The organism is Nocardia sp. NPDC059229 (assembly GCF_042754165.1).
Taxonomy (GTDB): domain Bacteria; phylum Actinomycetota; class Actinomycetes; order Mycobacteriales; family Mycobacteriaceae; genus Nocardia.
Genome location: NZ_JBHZAK010000003.1, coordinates 460,768 through 477,819 on the forward strand (window position 1 = coordinate 460,768; position 17,052 = coordinate 477,819).

Consider the following 17,052-nt stretch of genomic DNA (forward strand, 5'->3'; position numbering starts at 1 on the left):
TTCGGTAGCCCTATCCTCGGTTCGGTGATTGTTGGCACGATGCCTACACTGCCGACAGACGAAAGTATCCAGAGCACAGGAGGCTCAGTGCCCAACCATGCCAACGCGCAGATCACAAAGGTCCTCGTAGCCAACCGAGGCGAGATCGCCGTGCGCGTGATCCGGGCCGCCAAGGACGCCGGTATCGCCAGTGTGGCCGTATACGCCGAACCGGACGCCGATGCGCCGTTCGTCAAGCTCGCCGACGAGGCCTTCGCCCTGGGCGGCCAGACCTCGGCCGAGTCGTACCTGGTGTTCGACAAGATCCTCGACGCCGCCGCCAAGGCCGGCGCGGACGCCATCCACCCCGGCTACGGCTTCCTCTCCGAGAACGCCGATTTCGCGCAGGCCGTGATCGACGCCGGGCTGATCTGGATCGGCCCCTCGCCGCAGTCGATCCGCGACCTGGGTGACAAGGTCACCGCCCGCCACATCGCCGAGCGCGCCAACGCGCCGATGGCCGCGGGCACCAAGGACCCGGTCAAGAACGCCGACGAGGTCGTGGCGTTCGCCAAGGAGTTCGGCGTTCCGGTGGCCATCAAGGCCGCCTTCGGTGGTGGCGGTCGCGGCATGAAGGTCGCGCACACCATCGAGGAGATCCCCGAGCTGTTCGAGTCCGCCACCCGTGAGGCCATCGCCGCCTTCGGTCGCGGCGAATGCTTCGTGGAGCAGTACCTGGACAAGGCGCGCCACGTCGAGGCGCAGGTCATTGCCGACAAGCACGGCAATGTCGTGGTCGCCGGCACCCGTGACTGCTCGCTGCAGCGTCGCTTCCAGAAGCTCGTCGAGGAGGCCCCCGCGCCGTTCCTGTCCGACGAGGTGCGCTCCAAGATCCACGAGTCCGCCAAGCGGATCTGCAAGGAGGCCGGTTACTACGGCGCCGGCACCGTGGAGTACCTGGTGCAGGGCGAGACCGTCTCGTTCCTCGAGGTGAACACCCGCCTGCAGGTCGAGCACCCGGTCACCGAGGAGACCGCGGGTATCGACCTGGTGCGCCAGCAGTTCCGCATCGCGGAGGGCCACGAGCTGTCCATCAAGGAGGACCCGACCCCGCGCGGCCACTCCTTCGAGTTCCGCATCAACGGTGAGGACGCCGGCCGCGGCTTCCTGCCCGCCCCCGGTCCGGTCGTCGTGTACAAGGAGCCCGCGGGCCCCGGTGTGCGTGTCGATTCCGGTGTGGTCGAGGGCTCGGTCATCGGCGGCCAGTTCGACTCCATGCTCGCCAAGCTGATCGTCACCGGCGAGAACCGCGAGCAGGCGCTGCAGCGTGCCGCCCGCGCGCTCGACGAGTACCAGATCGAGGGCCTGGCCACGGTCATCCCGTTCCACCGCCACATTGTCGAGAACCCGGCGTTCGTCGGTGACGGCACCAAGTTCGACGTCTACACCAAGTGGATCGAGAACGAGTGGGACAACCACATCGAGCCCTACGCCGGTGCCCAGCCCATCGAGGACGAGGAAGAGGCGCCGCGCCAGAAGGTGGTCGTCGAGGTCGGCGGCCGTCGCCTCGAGGTGTCGCTGCCGGGTCAGTTCTCGGTCGGCACGGCCGCTTCCGGCAATGGCGTGGGTGGTGCGGTGCGCAAGAAGCCGAAGCCGCGCAAGCGCGGTGGCGCGGGCGCCGGTGCCGCCTCCGGTGACGCCGTGACCGCCCCGATGCAGGGCACCGTCGTCAAGGTCGCGGTCGAAGAGGGTCAGTCCGTCGAGGCGGGCGACCTGGTGGTCGTGCTCGAGGCCATGAAGATGGAGAACCCGGTCACCGCCCACAAGGCCGGTGTCATCACGGGCCTCTCGGTGGAGGCGGGCGCCGCCATCACCCAGGGCACCGTCCTGGCCGAGATCAAGTAGCGCAACACGATTCACATCAAGTAGCGCAACGCAAGTCGCCGAGTGGCCGCTCACCTGCAGGTGGGCGGCCACTCGCGCTAATGTCATGGCATGGCTGAAGCACCCGAGATCCGTATTGGCACCGCCGAGCGTGAGGACGCGATGAAGCGGCTGTCCGATCATTTCGCGGCGGGGCGGCTCAGCGTCGCGGAGTTCGACGAGCGCAGTGGGGTCGTGGCCGCCGCCCTGACGCGCGGTGACCTCGAGCGGGTGTTCACCGATCTGCCGGAGCCGGTGGCGGAGAAAAGTGTTCCGGCGCAACGGGAGTCGCGGTTCGGTTCACACTGGCGCGATCGGGTGATGCCGGTCGTCCCGATCATCGCGCTGATCCTGTTCTTCGTGACCCACCAGTGGTGGATGTTCCTGTTGATCCCGCTGGCGGGCGCGGTGCTGTACGGCGGCGGCAATCCGGGGCAGCGGCGGGAGCGCCGGCGGCAGCGGCGACTGGATCGGGGATCGGAGGACTGATGGAGCCCATCGAGATCAATGCGGGCAGTTGGTATCTGCGTGCCCTGCGTGCGGACGAGCGCATCGACGACCGGCCCGCCCTGGCCGACGCCGGCATCACCGAGCCCGGCTATGTGGCCCGGCGCAGCGCCGAATGGGCTGAGGAGACCCACTTCTCGTGGGCGGTGTGCATCCCCACCACCGCGGAGATGGTCGCCGAGATCGGTGTGCGGCCCAACGCCGACGGCACCGCGACCGTGACCGGCTGGGCCCGTGCGGGATACGACGCCGCGCTGGCGGACGGCCTGGTGACCGTGCGCCGATTCACCGCGGGCGCTCTCGGCCTGGAACCGGTCGACGCCTGAATCCGAGCCGCCGGACCCGTCCCGCTGTCCGGTCCGGACACCGATCTTCGTCGTGAAAGTCCGTATCTACCAGCCTTGATGCCGTTCGCATCCGAAAAACCGGTCGTGCTCGGCCCCGGTCGTGGGTCACTCTGGAGTCGCATCCGAAACCGACGACCTGGGGAGGCGGTTATGTGGAGCTGGAGTGAACACCAAGCAGATCGGGCAGCGGCGGCATCGTTCACCGCGTGGCGGATCCGTGATCCGGAGCCGACAGTGACCGATCCGGAATTCAGTGAAACCTCGGACGACGACGGCGCGAGCGGCGGCGGGCGCACCGCCCCGCTCGCGGGCGACGGCCGTACCGGGGGTGGCGGCGAATCGACGGGGGACGCCGCCGCCCCTGCGTACGCGGAGATGCCGTGCGCGGGTCGGGTGATGCCGGTCCCGGGTACCCCGGTGGCGGGCGCGGGTACCCCGGTACTCGTGTCCGCCGACGCCGAGTCCGACGCGGCCGAGCCTGCGCGCGAGGACATTTCCGAGCATGTGCTCACGGGCCTGTTCGAGGCCCTCGCGGGCATGTTGCAGGCGGTGTCCGCGCCGCGGTAGCGCGCCGGGCGAGAAGGGGCGGGTCCGATCCGGACCCGCCCCTTGTCGTTGCCGTGTGCATGCGGGCGGGGGAGTAGCGTGCGGTGCATGGACAGGTCGCCGCTGGATGTTGACGTGCTGGGCCGGAGTGTTGCCGAGGTGCCCGAGCTGGGTTTCTTCTCGGCCGTCGAGGTGGTCGAGTCGACCGGGTCGACCAATGCGGATCTGGTTGCGCGGGCTGCGGATTCGAGTGCCGATCGGCTGGTGCTGATCGCCGAGTCGCAGGAGCACGGCCGCGGCCGCCACGACCGACGGTGGGTGAGCCCCGCGCGGGCGCAGATCGCCATGTCGCTGCTGGTGCGGGTGCGCGGGATCGACCCCGCCGTGCTGGGCTGGCTGCCGCTGCTCACCGGCGTGGCCGTGGTGGACGCGGTGCGCGCGGTGGCCGGAGTGAAGGCGGTGCTCAAGTGGCCCAATGACGTGCTGGTGGACGGCCGCAAGCTGGCCGGGATCCTGGCCGAGATCGCCGCCGCGGGTGCGGATCCGGCGGTGGTGGTCGGGGTCGGGCTGAACGTGTCCCTCACCGAGGCCGAACTGCCCGTCCCGCACGCCACGTCCCTGCTGCTGGCCGGGGCTCCCGAGATCGATCGTACGGTGCTGGTGCAGGCGATGCTGCGCGAGTTCGCCCGCCGCTTCACCGCCTGGGAGGCGTCCGGCTGGGATATCGCCGAGCTGTCCGCGGCCTATCGCGAACGGTGTGCCACCCTCGGCGCGCAGGTACGCGCGGAGCTGCCCGGTGGGGAGGTTCTCACCGGAATTGCCACGGGCATCGACGAATACGGCAGGCTGCTGATCGGTGATCGCGCCGTCTCGGCGGGCGACGTCACCCATCTGCGCGCCGAGTACTGACAGAAACGCGTTTCCCGCAACCTGATTCGCGCCCGTTCCCGAACAGGTTCGGCGCGAGGACTATTGGCTGTTCTGTCCGTGCGGGCGGCCGCCGTGGCGGTTGCCGCCGGCGGGCCCCGGAAAGCCCGGAAGGGTGAAGCCGGGACCGGGAAGACCGGGACCGGGGATCTCGAGTCCGGGTAGCCGCGGGCCGGCCGGGGCGTCGATGGTCGAAGGTTCGGCGGGGGCCAGTGTGTCGTCCGGCGTCGGTGTGACGGATTCGGCGGCGGGGTCCTCGGGAGGCTCGGTCGTCGGCTCGGTGGTCGGTGGAAGCGCCGCCTGGACAGGAACTTTCGTGGTCGGTACGGCCGAGGTCCGGGCGCGCTGCTCGGGCTGCGGTTCCGCGGCCCGGCTCGTGAACAACGCGGCGCTGATCGCGATGGCGGTGGCGGCGGCCGCGAAGCCCCCGGCGGCGAGCAGTCGTCGCCGGGTCCAGCGGCGTGCGGCCGGATCCAGATCGGCTTCCTTGGACAGCGCGACGGTATGAACATCCATTCGGGCCGGGATTCCCGCAGCGGGCGCCGGGCGCGGGAGGGCGGTGGTGCGCGCGTCGGTGCCGGCCGGGTTCGGGATGGCCACGGTCACCTGTGCCTCGGGAGCCGGCTCGGCCGGGACGGCGGGCACGGTGAGGGCGGCCTTGGCGGCGGCGGCGAATTCGCCTGCGGTGGAATACCGTTCGCCGGGCTTCTTGGCCAGGGCGCGCAGGACGACGGCGTCGAGGGCGGCCGGAACGGTCGCGTCGATGGTGGACGGCGGCTTGGGCGCGAGGTCGAGGTGGGCGCGCATGAGCTGCGCCGGATTACGCACCCGGAAGGGCCGCTGCCCGGTGAGGCATTCGTAGAGGACGCAGCCCAGGGAGTAGATGTCGGAGCTCGCTGAGGCGGCGCCCTCGAAGCGTTCCGGCGCCATGTAGGCGGGGGTGCCGACCAGCATGCCGGTCTGGGTGATGGCGCTCTGGCCGTCCTGCAGGGCGGTGCCGAAGTCGATGAGGTAGGCGACGTCGTCGGGGGCGACGATGATGTTCTGCGGCTTGACGTCCCGGTGGATCAGCCCGGCGGCGTGGGCGTCGTCGAGCGCGGAGGCGACCTGGGAGATGAGGTCCACGGCCACGTCCGCGGCCATCGGGCCCTCCCATTCGAGCAGGGCCTCGATATCGAGGCCGTCCACGAATTCCGAATCGATGTACAGCCGGCCCTCGAGTTCGCCGTAGCTGTGCACCGGCACCACGTGCGGTCCGTGCAGCAGTGCGGCGGCCCGGGCTTCCCGCTCGAAGCGCCGCCGGTATTCGGGATCGGCGGTCAGGACGGGTGCCAGCATTTTGAGCGCGACGGTGCGATCGGCCACGGTGTCGTGCGCACGCCACACTTCCGCCGACCCGCCGCTGCCGAGCAGTTCGTCGAGGCGGTATCGGCCCAGGTAGCCATCCCCCAACGGATTTCCTCTCGTCACACTGGGGGACACCTTAGCGAACCGAATTTATTTCAATCGCACACAACGTCTCCCTGGTGTCAGACCGTTTGCAATTCGTCGCGGGCGGCTTCCCGGGCGAGCATGCGGTCGCGCTGTTCCTCGAACTTGACGACGTCCTGGCCCAATTTGTCCAGATAGGCGGCCAGCTCTTCGCGCGCCTTCTCGCCGCGCGCCCCGAAGGTCACGTACGCGACATTCTCCAGGAAGCCGCCCCAATCACCGGGCGACCGCACGCCATTGGTCATGTGGATCAGGCGGGCCTGTTCCAGCGCCACCGGATTCACGCCACGGGTGACCACCAGGGAGTCCCGCATGACGATGCCGTGCCGGTTCTCCTCGGCGGTCCAGCGGCCCACCCAGGTGCCCCACGCGCCGTCCTGGGAGAAGTTCTCGGCGATCTCGCGGTGGTACGAGGGCAGATTGTCCTCGGTGAGCAGATTGGTGATCATCGCGATCTTGGCGACCTCGGTCAGCCGCGACTGCGCGGGATCCCAGTCCTCGCCGCCCATGGCGGCGAAATTGCGGCCCTGCTCCCACGGCACACCGGCGAAGCCGGATGGTCTGCTCGGGAAAACCCTGAAGGTCTTGCGCGGTACAACTAGGAAGAAAGGCAACTCGTGCCTGCCGAATGGTACCGGCAACCGGACGATTGCGCCCTGGCCCGCAGGTCGCCGAGCAGCATTCCGGCATCCGGCCGCGATAGGGTTTCGGCATGGGTTATCCGGAGGAGGCATTGGCGCCCGAAGAGGTGCTGCTGCTGCACCGCCATCCGCACTGGAAGATGTTGTTCTGGCCCGCCGTGACTTTCATCCTGATCACCGCGTTGGCCGGATTCGCCGCGGGGGTGACGGCGCGCAATACCGGCGGCACCCTCCAGACCGGTTTGCTGCTCGGCATTCTGGCGCTGTGGCTGGGGATCGTGGTGTGGCGCAGCCTCGCTCCGCTGATCCGGTGGAAGTCGACGCATTTCATCGTGACCGATCGGCGGGTGCTGATCCGGCAGGGCGTGCTCACCCACACCGGCATCGACATTCCGATGAACCGGATCTCGAATGTGCAGTTCCGCCATGGGTTGTTCGATCGCATGCTGGGTACCGGCACGCTGATCATCGGTTCGTCGTCGGAGGATCCGCTGGAGTACGACGACATTCCGCATGTGCAGCAGGTGCACGCGCTGCTCTATCACCAGGTCTTCGATGTGGTGCAGAACAATCCGAACGGTGGCGGCTTCTACGGATCCGCCGGGGCGTACCCGTAGTCTGGTGCCGTGACCGCAGTACTGCTGGCCGAAGACGACGAGGCCATCGCCGCCCCGCTGTCGCGGGCGCTGGGCCGTGAAGGCTATTCGGTGACCGTGGAGAGCTACGGTCCCGCCGTGCTCGAACGGGCCCTCGAGGGTGGTCACGACCTGCTGATCCTGGACCTCGGCCTGCCCGGTATGGACGGGCTCGAGGTGTGCCGTCAGGTGCGGGCGCGCGGCGCCGAGCTGGCCGTGCTCATGCTCACCGCGCGCACCGACGAGGTGGACTTCGTGGTCGGCCTGGACGCCGGCGCGGACGACTATGTGGGCAAGCCGTTCCGGCTGGCCGAGCTGCTGGCCCGGGTGCGGGCGTTGTTGCGCCGCAGCGGAATCGGGGACGAGGCCGTGGAGGTGGGCGGCATCCGGCTGGAGCCGGCCGCGCGGCGGGTGCTGGTGAACGGCATCGAGGTGAACCTGGCGAACAAGGAGTACGAGCTGCTGAAGGTGCTCATCGACCGGGCCGGGCAGGTGGTCTCGCGCGAGATGATCCTGCGCGAGGTGTGGGGTGACGCCGATCTGCGCGGCTCCAAGACCCTGGACATGCACATGTCGTGGCTGCGCCGCAAGATCGGCGACGAGGGGCCGGTGGCCGAGCGGCGTATCGTGACCGTCCGCGGCGTAGGCTTCCGGTTCAATACCGACTAGCCGCTCAGTTCGAAATCCTTTTGTTGTGCTGTTCCGCGCGCGTCCGAACCCCGAAAACCCGGCGAAGCGAGGCATCTCGACGATGAGACGCAGGATCCTGCTGTCCATGGTGGCCGCCTTGACCCTCACCACTCTGGTTCTCGGTGTGCCGCTGGCGTTCACGGCCTGGAAGTGGGTCGAGGACATCAATCGCAATGAACTGCGCAACCGGCTCAACGGCATCTCCGAGGAGGTGACGCGGCAGGAGCGCGACGGCGTGGTGTACGGCGAGCTGGACACCAAGGCGGTGCGGCTGCTGATTCCCGCCAACGGCAAGCTGACCATCATCTATCCGACGCCGACCGAGCCCAACAAGAAGGTCGACATCGGTGCGGACACGGTGCGCGATCCGCTGTCGGAGTCCTGGTCGATGGGCACCGACGGCTCGCTGCGGCTGGAAGTGCCCTCGGCCCCAATGCATTCCATGCAGCGGCAGGCGCTCGGCGCGGTGCTGGGCCTGGTGCTCATCTCGCTGGGCGCGGGCATCGCGGTGGCGGTGGTGACCGCACGCCGGGTGGCCGACCCGCTGCGGGACGTGGCGGCCCGCGCGGCGCGGCTGGCCATGGGCGACTTCCGCGCCGATCCGCGCCGCCACGGCATCACCGAACTGGACCGGGTGTCCGACGTCCTGGATTCGGCCACAGTGGAAATCGCGGGCCGGCTGCAGCGCGAGCACGCCCTGGTCGCCGATGTCTCGCATCAGCTGCGCAGCCGGCTCACCGCCGTGCGCCTGCGCCTGGACGAGCTGTCCGCGCACGCCGACCCGGCGGTGGTGCACGAGGCGGAAGAGGCCATGGCGCAGGTGGATCGGCTCACCGACGCCATCGACGAACTGGTGCGCGCCTCCCGCGACGAGGGCGCGGCCGAACGCGATCCGCTGCCGGTGGTGGCCGAATTGCGCAGTGTCGTCGCGGAATGGCGGCATCCCTTCGCCGAGGCCGGGCGCAAGCTGGTGCTGCTCGGCGACCCGACTCTCAAAGCGCCCGTGACGGGTTCACGCCTGCGCGAGGCGCTCGCGGTGCTGGTCGACAATGCCCTCATGCACGGCGGCGGCACCTGCACGGTGTCGGTGCGTACGGTGACGGGCCGCATGGACGATCGCGAGCCGCTGGTGGTCGTCGAGGTCGCCGACGAGGGCGACGGCGTGCGAGATGAACTGGCGCCGCACATCTTCGACCGCGGCTTCTCGGCGGCGGGCTCCACTGGCGTCGGGCTGGCCCTGGCCCGCGCGCTGATCGAAGCCGACGGCGGGCGACTGGAACTCCAGCGTCGCCGCCCCGCCCTGTTCGCCGTGTTCCTCGGCTCCTCGGGGGTGGCGTCGCGGCCGATCGCGGTCGGCACCGAGCCGCGCTGATCTTCTATCCGTTCTCTAACCGTTCGTTAGCCGGTCCTGAGAATCCGCTTCCTACCTTCGGATTCGTCAACCGGAGCCGGCGCACGATCGCCGGTGAGAGAACAGGAGACGCCATGCCGATCTTCACCGCCCGCCGCACCATGACCGCCGCGGTCCTCGGGACCGCCGCCCTCGGGGCGCTGGTACTGCCCGCGGTGGCGCAGGCCGCGACGCCGGATTCGATTGCGGGACTGGCGGATACGGGCAGTAGCGAGCCCGCCGCTCCGGCCGTCCCCGCCGGTCCGGGCGTGCTGATCATCAAGGATCGCGACGGCAATGTGACTGTGCGCCAGGCCGAGCCGGGTGTGCCGCCAGGCCCCGGCGCCGTGCCGGCCCTCCCGTTGCAGCCGGCCCTGCCGGCGCCCGGCGTGGTGACCGTGCAGCCGGGCGATCCGGGCGTGGCGGTCCTGCCCGGCAAACCGTCGCAGACCATCGTGGTGAACCCGGGTCGCTGAGGCTCCGCTCTCAGCTCGCGTCAGTATCGTCTGATCCTGTGACGGGTCCCCGGATTCTGATTGTTGACGACGATGTCAGGGTGCTGTCCTCGGTGGCGCGGGGGCTCCGGATGTCGGGTTTCGACGTCGAAACCGCGGCAGACGGGGCCGCCGCGCTCCGCCAGATCGCCGCGTATGCCCCGCAGGCCATGCTGCTCGACCTCAACATGCCGAATCTGGATGGCGTACAGGTCGTCACGGCACTGCGCTCGCTGGGCAACGACATCCCGATCTGCGTGCTCAGCGCCCGCGCGGAGGTCACCGATCGCATCGACGCCCTGGAGGCCGGGGCCGACGACTACCTCACCAAGCCCTTCGACCTGGGCGAGCTGGTGGCCAGGCTGCGCGCCATGCTGCGCCGCGCGCCCGCCCCGGCCCACGTCACCGACGATCACATCACCGTGGGCCCGCTGACCATCGCACCCGGCGCGCGGCGCGCATGGGTCGACGGCACGCCCCTCGACCTCACCAAACGCGAATTCGATCTGCTCGCCGCGCTGGCCGCGGCGCCGGGGCAGGTCTTCTCCCGCGCCCAGCTCCTCGACCGGGTCTGGGGCTACGACTTCGAAACCCAGACCAAGGTGGTCGATGTGTTCGTCTCCTACCTCCGCCGCAAGATCGAGGCCGCCGGATCCCCGCGGCTCGTGCACACCGTCCGCGGCGTCGGCTTCGTGCTGCGGACCGAGCCGTGACCAGGCTGCCGCGACGGCCGGTGTCGCTGCGCGCCCGGGTCGCGCTGGCGAGCGCCGCGACGGCCGCGGTGGTGGTCGCCGCGATGTCGGTGGTGTTGTTCGCGTTCGCGCCGAACGACGCGGCGAATCAGGTCGGCCGGGTGGTCAGCGCGATCGCGCTCGCCCCCGCCCAGCTGCAACCCGGCCGGTCGCTGCCGGAACCCGTGCAGCCGAGTCTCCCCGTGCCCGGCGGCACGGCTGTTCCCGAGCCGGGCCTGCCCGCCGTCACGAAGCCCGGGGTGCTCATCGTGCGCGGCGAGCCGGGCAGTCCGGAGCCGGAGTACTCGCGCACGGTGGCGCTCGACGGCCATCCGGTGGCGGTGACCGTGCCGACCGGCGTGGCCTCGGATTCGGCTGCACAGCAGCGGATCCGGATCGTGCTCATCGGATTGGCCGCCGTGCTGCTGGCGGCGGTGCTGGGCTGGTATTTCGCGCATCGGGCGGTGGTTCCGCTGCGGCGGCTGACCGCGGCGACGGCCGGGCTGGGCGAGGGGCTGGCTCTACAGACCCCGCGTCATCCGGTGGCCAGCGAGACGACGGAATTGGCCGAGGCCATGAACACCATGCTGGGGCGCATCGCGACCGAGCGCCGGCACACCGGCGAAGCACTGGTCACGGCACGCGATTTCGCCGCCACCGCCGCGCACGAGCTGCGCACGCCCCTGACGGCCATGCGCACCGACCTGCAGGTGCTGCGGTCCATGCCGCTGTCGGATGCCGAACGCGCGGAGATTCTCGACGAGATCCTGAGTGCGCAGAGTTCGGTCGAGGCCACCCTGCAGGCCCTGGAACGGCTGGCGGTGGGCGATCTGGCCACCGAATCCGATCGGGAGGATCTGGAGCTCGGACAGCTCATCGATCAGGTGGTGGATGACGCGCGGCGCTCGAATCCCGGCGTGCTCATCGACACCGAGGCGGTGGAGCCCATCGTGCTGCGCGGGCTGGCCGCCGGACTGCGTTCGATCGTCGACAATGCGGTGACCAATGCCGTCCGGCACGGCGGGGCGCGGCGCATCGAGATCGCGACGCGGCGCGACGATGATCACGTCGTCCTCACCGTCGACGACGACGGTCGCGGCATCCCGGCACCGGATCGGGAGCGGGTCTTCGAACGGTTCTACCGGGCGAGCACGACGCCGGGCAGCGGTCTGGGTCTGGCCTTGGTCGCGCAGCAATCCCGCTTGCACGGCGGTACCGCGACCATCGGGGAAAGTCCGGCGGGCGGCGTCCGCCTGACCGTCACCCTCAGCTGTGACCCAGCGGCTCCTCGTTCTCGTTGACGAAATCTTCGGCCTCGTTGACGAGGTCCTCGAATTCGGTTTGCAGTTCCTGCATTTCGTCGGGGAACACCCACCGCTTCATGGCCCAGAATCGGAATGCCATTTGCAGCAGGTTGCCGATGATGAACGCGCTGAAGAAGTCGGCGATGTTCTCGACGGTGAAACTCACATTGGGCTGCCGGAGGTCGAACACGTAGCTCGACACCCACAGCGGCAGCGCGGCGAGTCCGACGCCGATTCCGCTGACCAGGAAGAACAGCAGCGCTTCATGGTGCTTCTCGCGCCCACCGCGCTTGTCGAAGGTCCATTCCCGGTTGAGGATGTAGGACACGATGACCGCGATGGTGCCCGACATGATGCGGGCCACGGTCGGCTTGGTGTCCATGATCGTCCATTTGAGGACGTAGAAAATGCCCAGGTCGATGACGAACGTGGTCGCACCGACTATCGCGAACTTGAGTAGTTCGTAATGGCGGTCCGCGAGGGCCCGCAGGGGGGTGGGCAGGCGGTTGACCACTTTGTCGACAAATGACACGGAGCGAGTCTACGTCTCTGGTCCATGCGCTGTCCGGCCGGTACAAATCGGGGCAGATACCTGTCATGCGACCCGCGGGTCAGTAGCCGGTGGGTGTCATGACAACATGGTGCAGCGTGAGCGCCCGTTCCTTCGATTCCTCCGCGATGCCCACCGTCACCATGATCGGCGGTGGCCAACTCGCGCGCATGACCCATCAGGCGGCCATCGCGCTGGGCCAGCGGCTGCGCGTGCTCGCCGAGCGCCCCGACGACCCGGCCGCCCAGGTGACGCCGGACGTGGTCCTCGGCAGCCACGACGATCTGGCCGCGCTGCGCAAGGCCGCCGTCGGCTCCTACGCGCTGACCTTCGACCACGAGCACGTACCGACCGCGCACCTGGAGGCGCTCATCGCCGAGGGTGTGAACGTGCAGCCGCCGCCGCAGGCGCTGATCTACGCCCAGGACAAGCTCCGGATGCGGCGCAAGCTGGCCGAGCTGGGCGTGCCGATCCCGGCCTACGCCGAGGTGACCTCGGTCGCCGACGCGGTGACCTTCGCCGACGAGCACGGCTGGCCGTTCGTGCTCAAGGCGGTCCGCGGCGGCTACGACGGCCGCGGCGTGTGGATGCCCGCCGACGCCGCCGAGGCCGCCCCGATCATCGAAGACCAGCTGGCTCACGGGGTCTCGCTGATGGCCGAGGCCAAGGTGGACCTGAAGCGGGAGCTGTCGGCCATGGTGGCGCGCTCCCCGTTCGGGCAGGCCGCCGCCTGGCCGGTGGTGGAGACCGTGCAGCGCAACGGCCAGTGCGCGGTGGTCATCGCGCCCGCGCAGGACCTGAACGAGGCCAGGGCCACCGAGGCCGAGGCGCTCGCCCTGCGCCTGGCCGCCGAGCTCGGCGTGACCGGCGCCATGGCCGTGGAGCTGTTCGAGACCCACGCCGGCGAGCTGCTGGTCAACGAGCTGGCCATGCGCCCGCACAACTCCGGCCACTGGGGCATGGACGGCGCCTGCACCGGTCAGTTCGAGCAGCACCTGCGCGCGGTCCTGGACTACCCGCTGGGCAGCACCAGGCCGCTGGCCCCGGTCACCGTCATGGCCAATATCCTGGGCGCGCCGCAAGCCCCCGAGATGTCCATGGACGAACGGCTGCACCATCTTTCGGCCCGCATCCCCGAGGCCAAGGTGCACCTCTACGGCAAGGGCGAACGCCCCGACCGCAAGATCGGCCACATCAATATCCTCGGCGACGACGTGGCCGAGACCCGGGAGAAAGCCGAGCGGGCGGCGCACTGGATGTCGCACGCGATCTGGACCGACGGATGGGATCCGCACCATGACTGACACCGCACAGGTTGGCCTCATCATGGGGTCGGACTCCGACTGGCCCACCATGGAGGCGGCCGCGGAAGCTCTGGCCGAGTTCGGCATTCGCTTCGAGGTCGGCGTGGTCTCCGCGCACCGCACTCCGCAGCGCATGCTCGACTACGCCGAGAACGCGGCCGAGCGCGGCGTCAAGGTGATCATCGCAGGCGCGGGCGGCGCGGCCCACCTGCCCGGCATGGTCGCCTCCGCCACCCCGCTCCCGGTCATCGGCGTGCCGGTGCCGCTGAAGTACCTGGACGGCATGGACTCGCTGCTGTCGATCGTCCAGATGCCCGCCGGCGTCCCGGTCGCCACCGTCTCCATCGGCGGCGCCCGCAATGCCGGCCTGCTCGCGGTCCGCATCCTCGCCACCGCGGACCCCGAATTGCGTTCCCGCATGGAACGTTTCCAGGCCGGCCTGGAAAAGATGGTCCTCGAGAAGGACGAGGCGCTGCGCACCAAACTCCTGGGCTAGCGCCGCGGGTTCGGCGACGGGACGAGGCGGTGCGGCAAGCGCCGCCTCGAACTGTTTCGGCGCGATGCGCATATGCGCCGGGACCTCTTCGCGCTGCGTGATCGTCGTCGGTGAGCGTGGCGCCGGATCGGTGGGACGGCGTGCCATCGCGAGGCGGTGCCGGGGCGGGCGGCGGGGTCGCTACCGTTGGCGGATGCCTACCGACCAGCCCGCACGGCCGCGCGCCGACGCGGATTCGACCCAGCGCCGTCTCACCGTGGTGGATCAGGCGCTACGGCTGTTCGCCGAAAAGGGTTACGAGGCAACGACGGTCGACGAGATCGCGGAGGCGGCGGGGATTTCGCGGCGGACCTTCTTCCGGCAGTTCCGGTCCAAGGAGGACGTGGTCTTCGCCGATCACGAGTCGCAGCTGGCGCAGGCGCGGGCATTCTTGGAGAGCACACCGTTGGAGGCGGCGCAGGGGGATCCGTGGGATGCCGTGTGCGAGGCCGTGGTCGAGGTGTTCGAGCGGTTCACGCAGTGGCGGGAGATCGCGGCCCGGCGCTACCGGGTGGTGCGGCAGGTGCCGACGCTGCGGGAGCGGGAGATCGTGACGGTCTTCCGGTACGAGCGGTTGTTCACCGACTATCTGCGCGGGCGATTGCAGGGGACCGCGGATCTGGAGTTGGTGCAGTTCACGGCCGCGGTGACGGCTACCCACAACTATCTGCTGCGGCGGATGGTCCGGGGTGAGTCGGCGGCGAGTCCGGCGGATCTGCGGGCGGCGCTGGCGGCGATTCCGCGCGGAGGACGCGGGCCCGCGCCGGCCTCGGACGAGATGGTGGTGGCGGTGTTTCCCCGCGATCTCTCGCCACGGCAGGTCGCGGACCTGCTGGCCCGTCGCCTCGATACGCTGTGAGACGCCCACAGTGGCGCAAATGACACTGCGTGCCACAGATTGGTACGCAGGTACCCGCACGTAACTGGGATTTCGCGGCGTATACTCAACTTCGACTGGCACTGAGTGCCGCACAAGTTGGCGATGCTGGGCAACCAGCGGCGATCCCCCGAAGACCAGGAGACGAACCCCATGGCGGGCAACCCCGATTTCAACTTGTTCCAGCTCGAGGACTTCCACCACGAGCTGCGCGAGGCCATCCGCGGCCTGTCCGAGAAGGAGATCGCCCCCTACGCGAAGGATGTGGACGGCAACGCCCGCTTCCCCGAGGAGGCGCTGACCGCCCTCAACGCGGCCGGCTTCAATGCCGTGCACGTGCCGGAGGCCTACGGTGGCCAGGGCGCGGACTCGGTCGCCACCTGCATCGTGATCGAAGAGGTCGCCCGCGTCTGCGGTTCCTCCTCGCTCATCCCGGCCGTCAACAAGCTGGGCACCATGGGCCTGATCCTGAACGGCTCCGAGGAGCTCAAGCACAAGGTGCTGTCCGACATCGTCGCGGGCAAGATGGCCTCCTACGCGCTGTCCGAGCGTGAGGCCGGCTCCGACGCCGCCTCCATGCGCACCCGCGCCAAGGCCGACGGCGACGGCTGGATCATCAACGGCTCCAAGTGCTGGATCACCAACGGCGGCCGGTCCGACTGGTACACCGTCATGGCCGTCACCGACGCCGACAAGGGCGCCAACGGCATCTCCTCGTTCATGGTCCACAAGGACGACGAGGGCTTCGTGGTCGGCCCGCTGGAGCACAAGCTGGGCATCAAGGGTTCCCCGACCGCCGAGCTGTACTTCGAGAACTGCAAGGTCCCCGGCGACCGCATCGTCGGCGAGCCCGGCACCGGCTTCAAGACCGCCCTGCAGACCCTGGACCACACCCGCCCGACCATCGGCGCGCAGGCCGTCGGCATCGCGCAGGGCGCCCTGGACGCCGCGATCGCCTACACCAAGGACCGCAAGCAGTTCGGCAAGGCCATCGCCGACTTCCAGAACACCCAGTTCATGCTGGCCGACATGGCCATGAAGATCGAGGCCGCCCGCCTCATGGTCTACACCTCGGCCGCCCGCGCCGAGCGTGGCGAGAAGAACCTCGGCTTCATCTCCGCGGCCGCCAAGTGCTTCGCCTCGGATGTGGCCATGGAGGTCACCACCAACGCCGTCCAGCTCTTCGGCGGCGCCGGCTACACCACCGACTTCCCGGTGGAGCGCATGATGCGCGACGCCAAGATCACCCAGATCTACGAGGGCACCAACCAGATCCAGCGCGTCGTGATGTCGCGTCAGATCCTGCGCTGATCGCTTTTCGATCCGGCGGATACGCGGGAGGCGGCTCCGAGCTGGGCTCGGGGCCGCCTCCGTTGCGTTCGGCCCGGATGAGGGAGTACCGGGCCGGACGTCTGCGAACTACTGCGCGGACAGGCTGCTGAGCAGGCCGCCGATCAGCGGGATGGAGTTGGAGCTGCCGGTCCCGGTGGACGGGGTGCAGCTGGTCCCGGAGGGTGCGGTCTGCACGACGGTGACCGCCAGCGGGCCCTCGGCGGTGGCCGCGACATGGGCCTCGGTGACGAACAGGTTCCAGGAGCCCGTCGCGGTGGCGGATGCGGGCACCGACTGCGACGGCGTCCACTGGAAGGTCACGTCCTGGCCCGAGGTGGAGGCCACGGCGGCGGACCACCAGGTGACGTTGCTGGTGGTGTTGGTGGCTTCCAGCACGAAGTTGTTGTCGCCGTACTGGGAGGCCATGGCCGCGGCGTCGGCCGCGGGGAAGGTGATGGTGTAGGTGGTACCGGCGCAGTAGGCCGTGGAGGTCGTGATGGCCAGCTGCGCGGAGGCCGCGGGGGCCATCGCGAGGGTGAGCCCGGCCACGGCAGCGGCTCCGGCGATACCGGCGCTCGAACGAGCAAGGACCGACTTCTTCATCGGGTCTGTTTCTCCCCAGTTGTTGTCGAAAACCCCTGTGTCCAGGGGACTTCCGGACCCTAACCGAGTATTGAAACATTAGCTCTTCACTTAGCCGGGAATCTCCTGTGAATCGGCGGGATTCGACCGCCGCGTGACGCGCGGGCCGCGGACGCGGCGAAATCTGTTCGGTAGCTGAAGGATTGCTCTGGTGATCGGCTCGCCGTCCATGTGCGGCAGGAGGGTTCGCCGGAACCTCTCTTCGCG

At 69.4% G+C, this 17,052-nt stretch carries 18 protein-coding genes and 1 pseudogene; 15 read left to right on the top strand and 4 right to left on the bottom strand.

Annotation, left to right across the window (positions count from 1 at the left end; genetic code table 11):
- Positions 1 to 87: 87 nt before the first annotated feature.
- From ACFXHE_RS10935 to ACFXHE_RS10955, 5 genes are all read left to right on the top strand, one after another.
- Positions 88 to 1,884 carry an acetyl/propionyl/methylcrotonyl-CoA carboxylase subunit alpha gene (locus ACFXHE_RS10935; protein WP_379381978.1) on the top strand — a complete coding sequence of 599 codons (1,797 nt, stop codon included), beginning with the start codon at positions 88 to 90 and terminating at the stop codon, positions 1,882 to 1,884.
- Between the two features lie 90 nt (positions 1,885 to 1,974).
- The gene (locus ACFXHE_RS10940) at positions 1,975 to 2,391 is read left to right on the top strand and encodes a DUF1707 domain-containing protein (RefSeq protein ID WP_379381980.1); all 417 of its coding nucleotides are present in this window, start codon (positions 1,975 to 1,977) and stop codon (positions 2,389 to 2,391) included.
- Complete coding sequence (locus ACFXHE_RS10945; RefSeq protein ID WP_354830122.1) at positions 2,391 to 2,735, top strand: hypothetical protein; 345 nt, start codon at positions 2,391 to 2,393, stop codon at positions 2,733 to 2,735. The genes ACFXHE_RS10940 and ACFXHE_RS10945 overlap by 1 nt, the downstream gene beginning before the upstream one ends.
- A 255-nt stretch (positions 2,736 to 2,990) precedes the next feature.
- Positions 2,991 to 3,323 (top strand): hypothetical protein, encoded by a 333-nt coding sequence (locus ACFXHE_RS10950; protein ID WP_379381982.1) that lies wholly within the window; start codon positions 2,991 to 2,993, stop codon positions 3,321 to 3,323.
- A gap of 87 nt (positions 3,324 to 3,410) precedes the next feature.
- Positions 3,411 to 4,211: a biotin--[acetyl-CoA-carboxylase] ligase gene (locus tag ACFXHE_RS10955; RefSeq protein WP_379381984.1), complete on the top strand. Its 801-nt coding sequence runs from the start codon at positions 3,411 to 3,413 to the stop codon at positions 4,209 to 4,211.
- 60 nt (positions 4,212 to 4,271) lie between these two features.
- Here ACFXHE_RS10955 and ACFXHE_RS10960 read toward each other — a convergent pair whose 3' ends face one another.
- Both ACFXHE_RS10960 and ACFXHE_RS10965 read right to left on the bottom strand, forming a co-directional pair.
- Positions 4,272 to 5,699, bottom strand: coding sequence for a protein kinase (locus ACFXHE_RS10960; RefSeq protein WP_379381986.1), 1,428 nt, complete (start codon positions 5,697 to 5,699; stop codon positions 4,272 to 4,274).
- Between the two features lie 197 nt (positions 5,700 to 5,896).
- A pseudogene (locus tag ACFXHE_RS10965) lies at positions 5,897 to 6,262 on the bottom strand (acyl-ACP desaturase); the annotation flags it as partial.
- A gap of 170 nt (positions 6,263 to 6,432) precedes the next feature.
- On the opposite strand from ACFXHE_RS10965, the gene ACFXHE_RS10970 reads away from it, so the two are divergent.
- The 6 genes from ACFXHE_RS10970 (at position 6,433) to ACFXHE_RS10995 (ending at position 11,602) form a co-directional block, all read left to right on the top strand.
- A complete protein-coding gene (locus tag ACFXHE_RS10970) occupies positions 6,433 to 6,978 on the top strand; it encodes a PH domain-containing protein (RefSeq protein ID WP_379381988.1) in 546 nt (181 codons plus the stop codon).
- A 9-nt stretch (positions 6,979 to 6,987) separates the two neighbouring features.
- Positions 6,988 to 7,665, top strand: a complete 678-nt coding sequence (locus tag ACFXHE_RS10975; protein ID WP_354830111.1) for a response regulator transcription factor — start codon at positions 6,988 to 6,990, stop codon at positions 7,663 to 7,665.
- 82 nt (positions 7,666 to 7,747) lie between these two features.
- Entirely contained in the window at positions 7,748 to 9,058 is a 1,311-nt protein-coding gene (locus tag ACFXHE_RS10980; protein ID WP_379381990.1) for a sensor histidine kinase, read from the top strand.
- A gap of 113 nt (positions 9,059 to 9,171) precedes the next feature.
- Positions 9,172 to 9,552 carry a hypothetical protein gene (locus ACFXHE_RS10985; protein ID WP_379381992.1) on the top strand — a complete coding sequence of 127 codons (381 nt, stop codon included), beginning with the start codon at positions 9,172 to 9,174 and terminating at the stop codon, positions 9,550 to 9,552.
- A 38-nt stretch (positions 9,553 to 9,590) separates the two neighbouring features.
- Positions 9,591 to 10,283 (top strand): response regulator transcription factor, encoded by a 693-nt coding sequence (locus tag ACFXHE_RS10990; RefSeq protein WP_364623412.1) that lies wholly within the window; start codon positions 9,591 to 9,593, stop codon positions 10,281 to 10,283.
- Positions 10,280 to 11,602 carry an ATP-binding protein gene (locus ACFXHE_RS10995; protein ID WP_379381994.1) on the top strand — a complete coding sequence of 441 codons (1,323 nt, stop codon included), beginning with the start codon at positions 10,280 to 10,282 and terminating at the stop codon, positions 11,600 to 11,602. The genes ACFXHE_RS10990 and ACFXHE_RS10995 overlap by 4 nt, the downstream gene beginning before the upstream one ends.
- Here the strand turns inward: ACFXHE_RS10995 and ACFXHE_RS11000 are convergent.
- Complete coding sequence (locus ACFXHE_RS11000; RefSeq protein ID WP_379381995.1) at positions 11,568 to 12,137, bottom strand: GtrA family protein; 570 nt, start codon at positions 12,135 to 12,137, stop codon at positions 11,568 to 11,570. The two genes, ACFXHE_RS10995 and ACFXHE_RS11000, sit on opposite strands and share 35 nt — an antisense overlap.
- Before the next feature lie 98 nt (positions 12,138 to 12,235).
- Between ACFXHE_RS11000 and ACFXHE_RS11005 the strand changes: the two genes are divergently transcribed.
- The 4 genes from ACFXHE_RS11005 (at position 12,236) to ACFXHE_RS11020 (ending at position 16,182) form a co-directional block, all read left to right on the top strand.
- A complete protein-coding gene (locus ACFXHE_RS11005) occupies positions 12,236 to 13,459 on the top strand; it encodes a 5-(carboxyamino)imidazole ribonucleotide synthase (protein ID WP_379381997.1) in 1,224 nt (407 codons plus the stop codon).
- Positions 13,452 to 13,955 (top strand): 5-(carboxyamino)imidazole ribonucleotide mutase, encoded by a 504-nt coding sequence (gene purE / locus ACFXHE_RS11010; protein WP_379381999.1) that lies wholly within the window; start codon positions 13,452 to 13,454, stop codon positions 13,953 to 13,955. Before ACFXHE_RS11005 ends, purE begins: the two co-directional genes overlap by 8 nt.
- A 193-nt stretch (positions 13,956 to 14,148) precedes the next feature.
- Positions 14,149 to 14,853 (top strand): TetR family transcriptional regulator, encoded by a 705-nt coding sequence (locus ACFXHE_RS11015; RefSeq protein ID WP_379382001.1) that lies wholly within the window; start codon positions 14,149 to 14,151, stop codon positions 14,851 to 14,853.
- A 171-nt stretch (positions 14,854 to 15,024) separates the two neighbouring features.
- Positions 15,025 to 16,182 (top strand): acyl-CoA dehydrogenase, encoded by a 1,158-nt coding sequence (locus tag ACFXHE_RS11020; protein ID WP_354831566.1) that lies wholly within the window; start codon positions 15,025 to 15,027, stop codon positions 16,180 to 16,182.
- A 108-nt stretch (positions 16,183 to 16,290) separates the two neighbouring features.
- On the opposite strand, the gene ACFXHE_RS11025 is transcribed toward ACFXHE_RS11020, so the two are convergent.
- Entirely contained in the window at positions 16,291 to 16,806 is a 516-nt protein-coding gene (locus tag ACFXHE_RS11025; RefSeq protein ID WP_379382003.1) for a hypothetical protein, read from the bottom strand.
- Between the last annotated feature and the right edge of the window lie 246 nt (positions 16,807 to 17,052).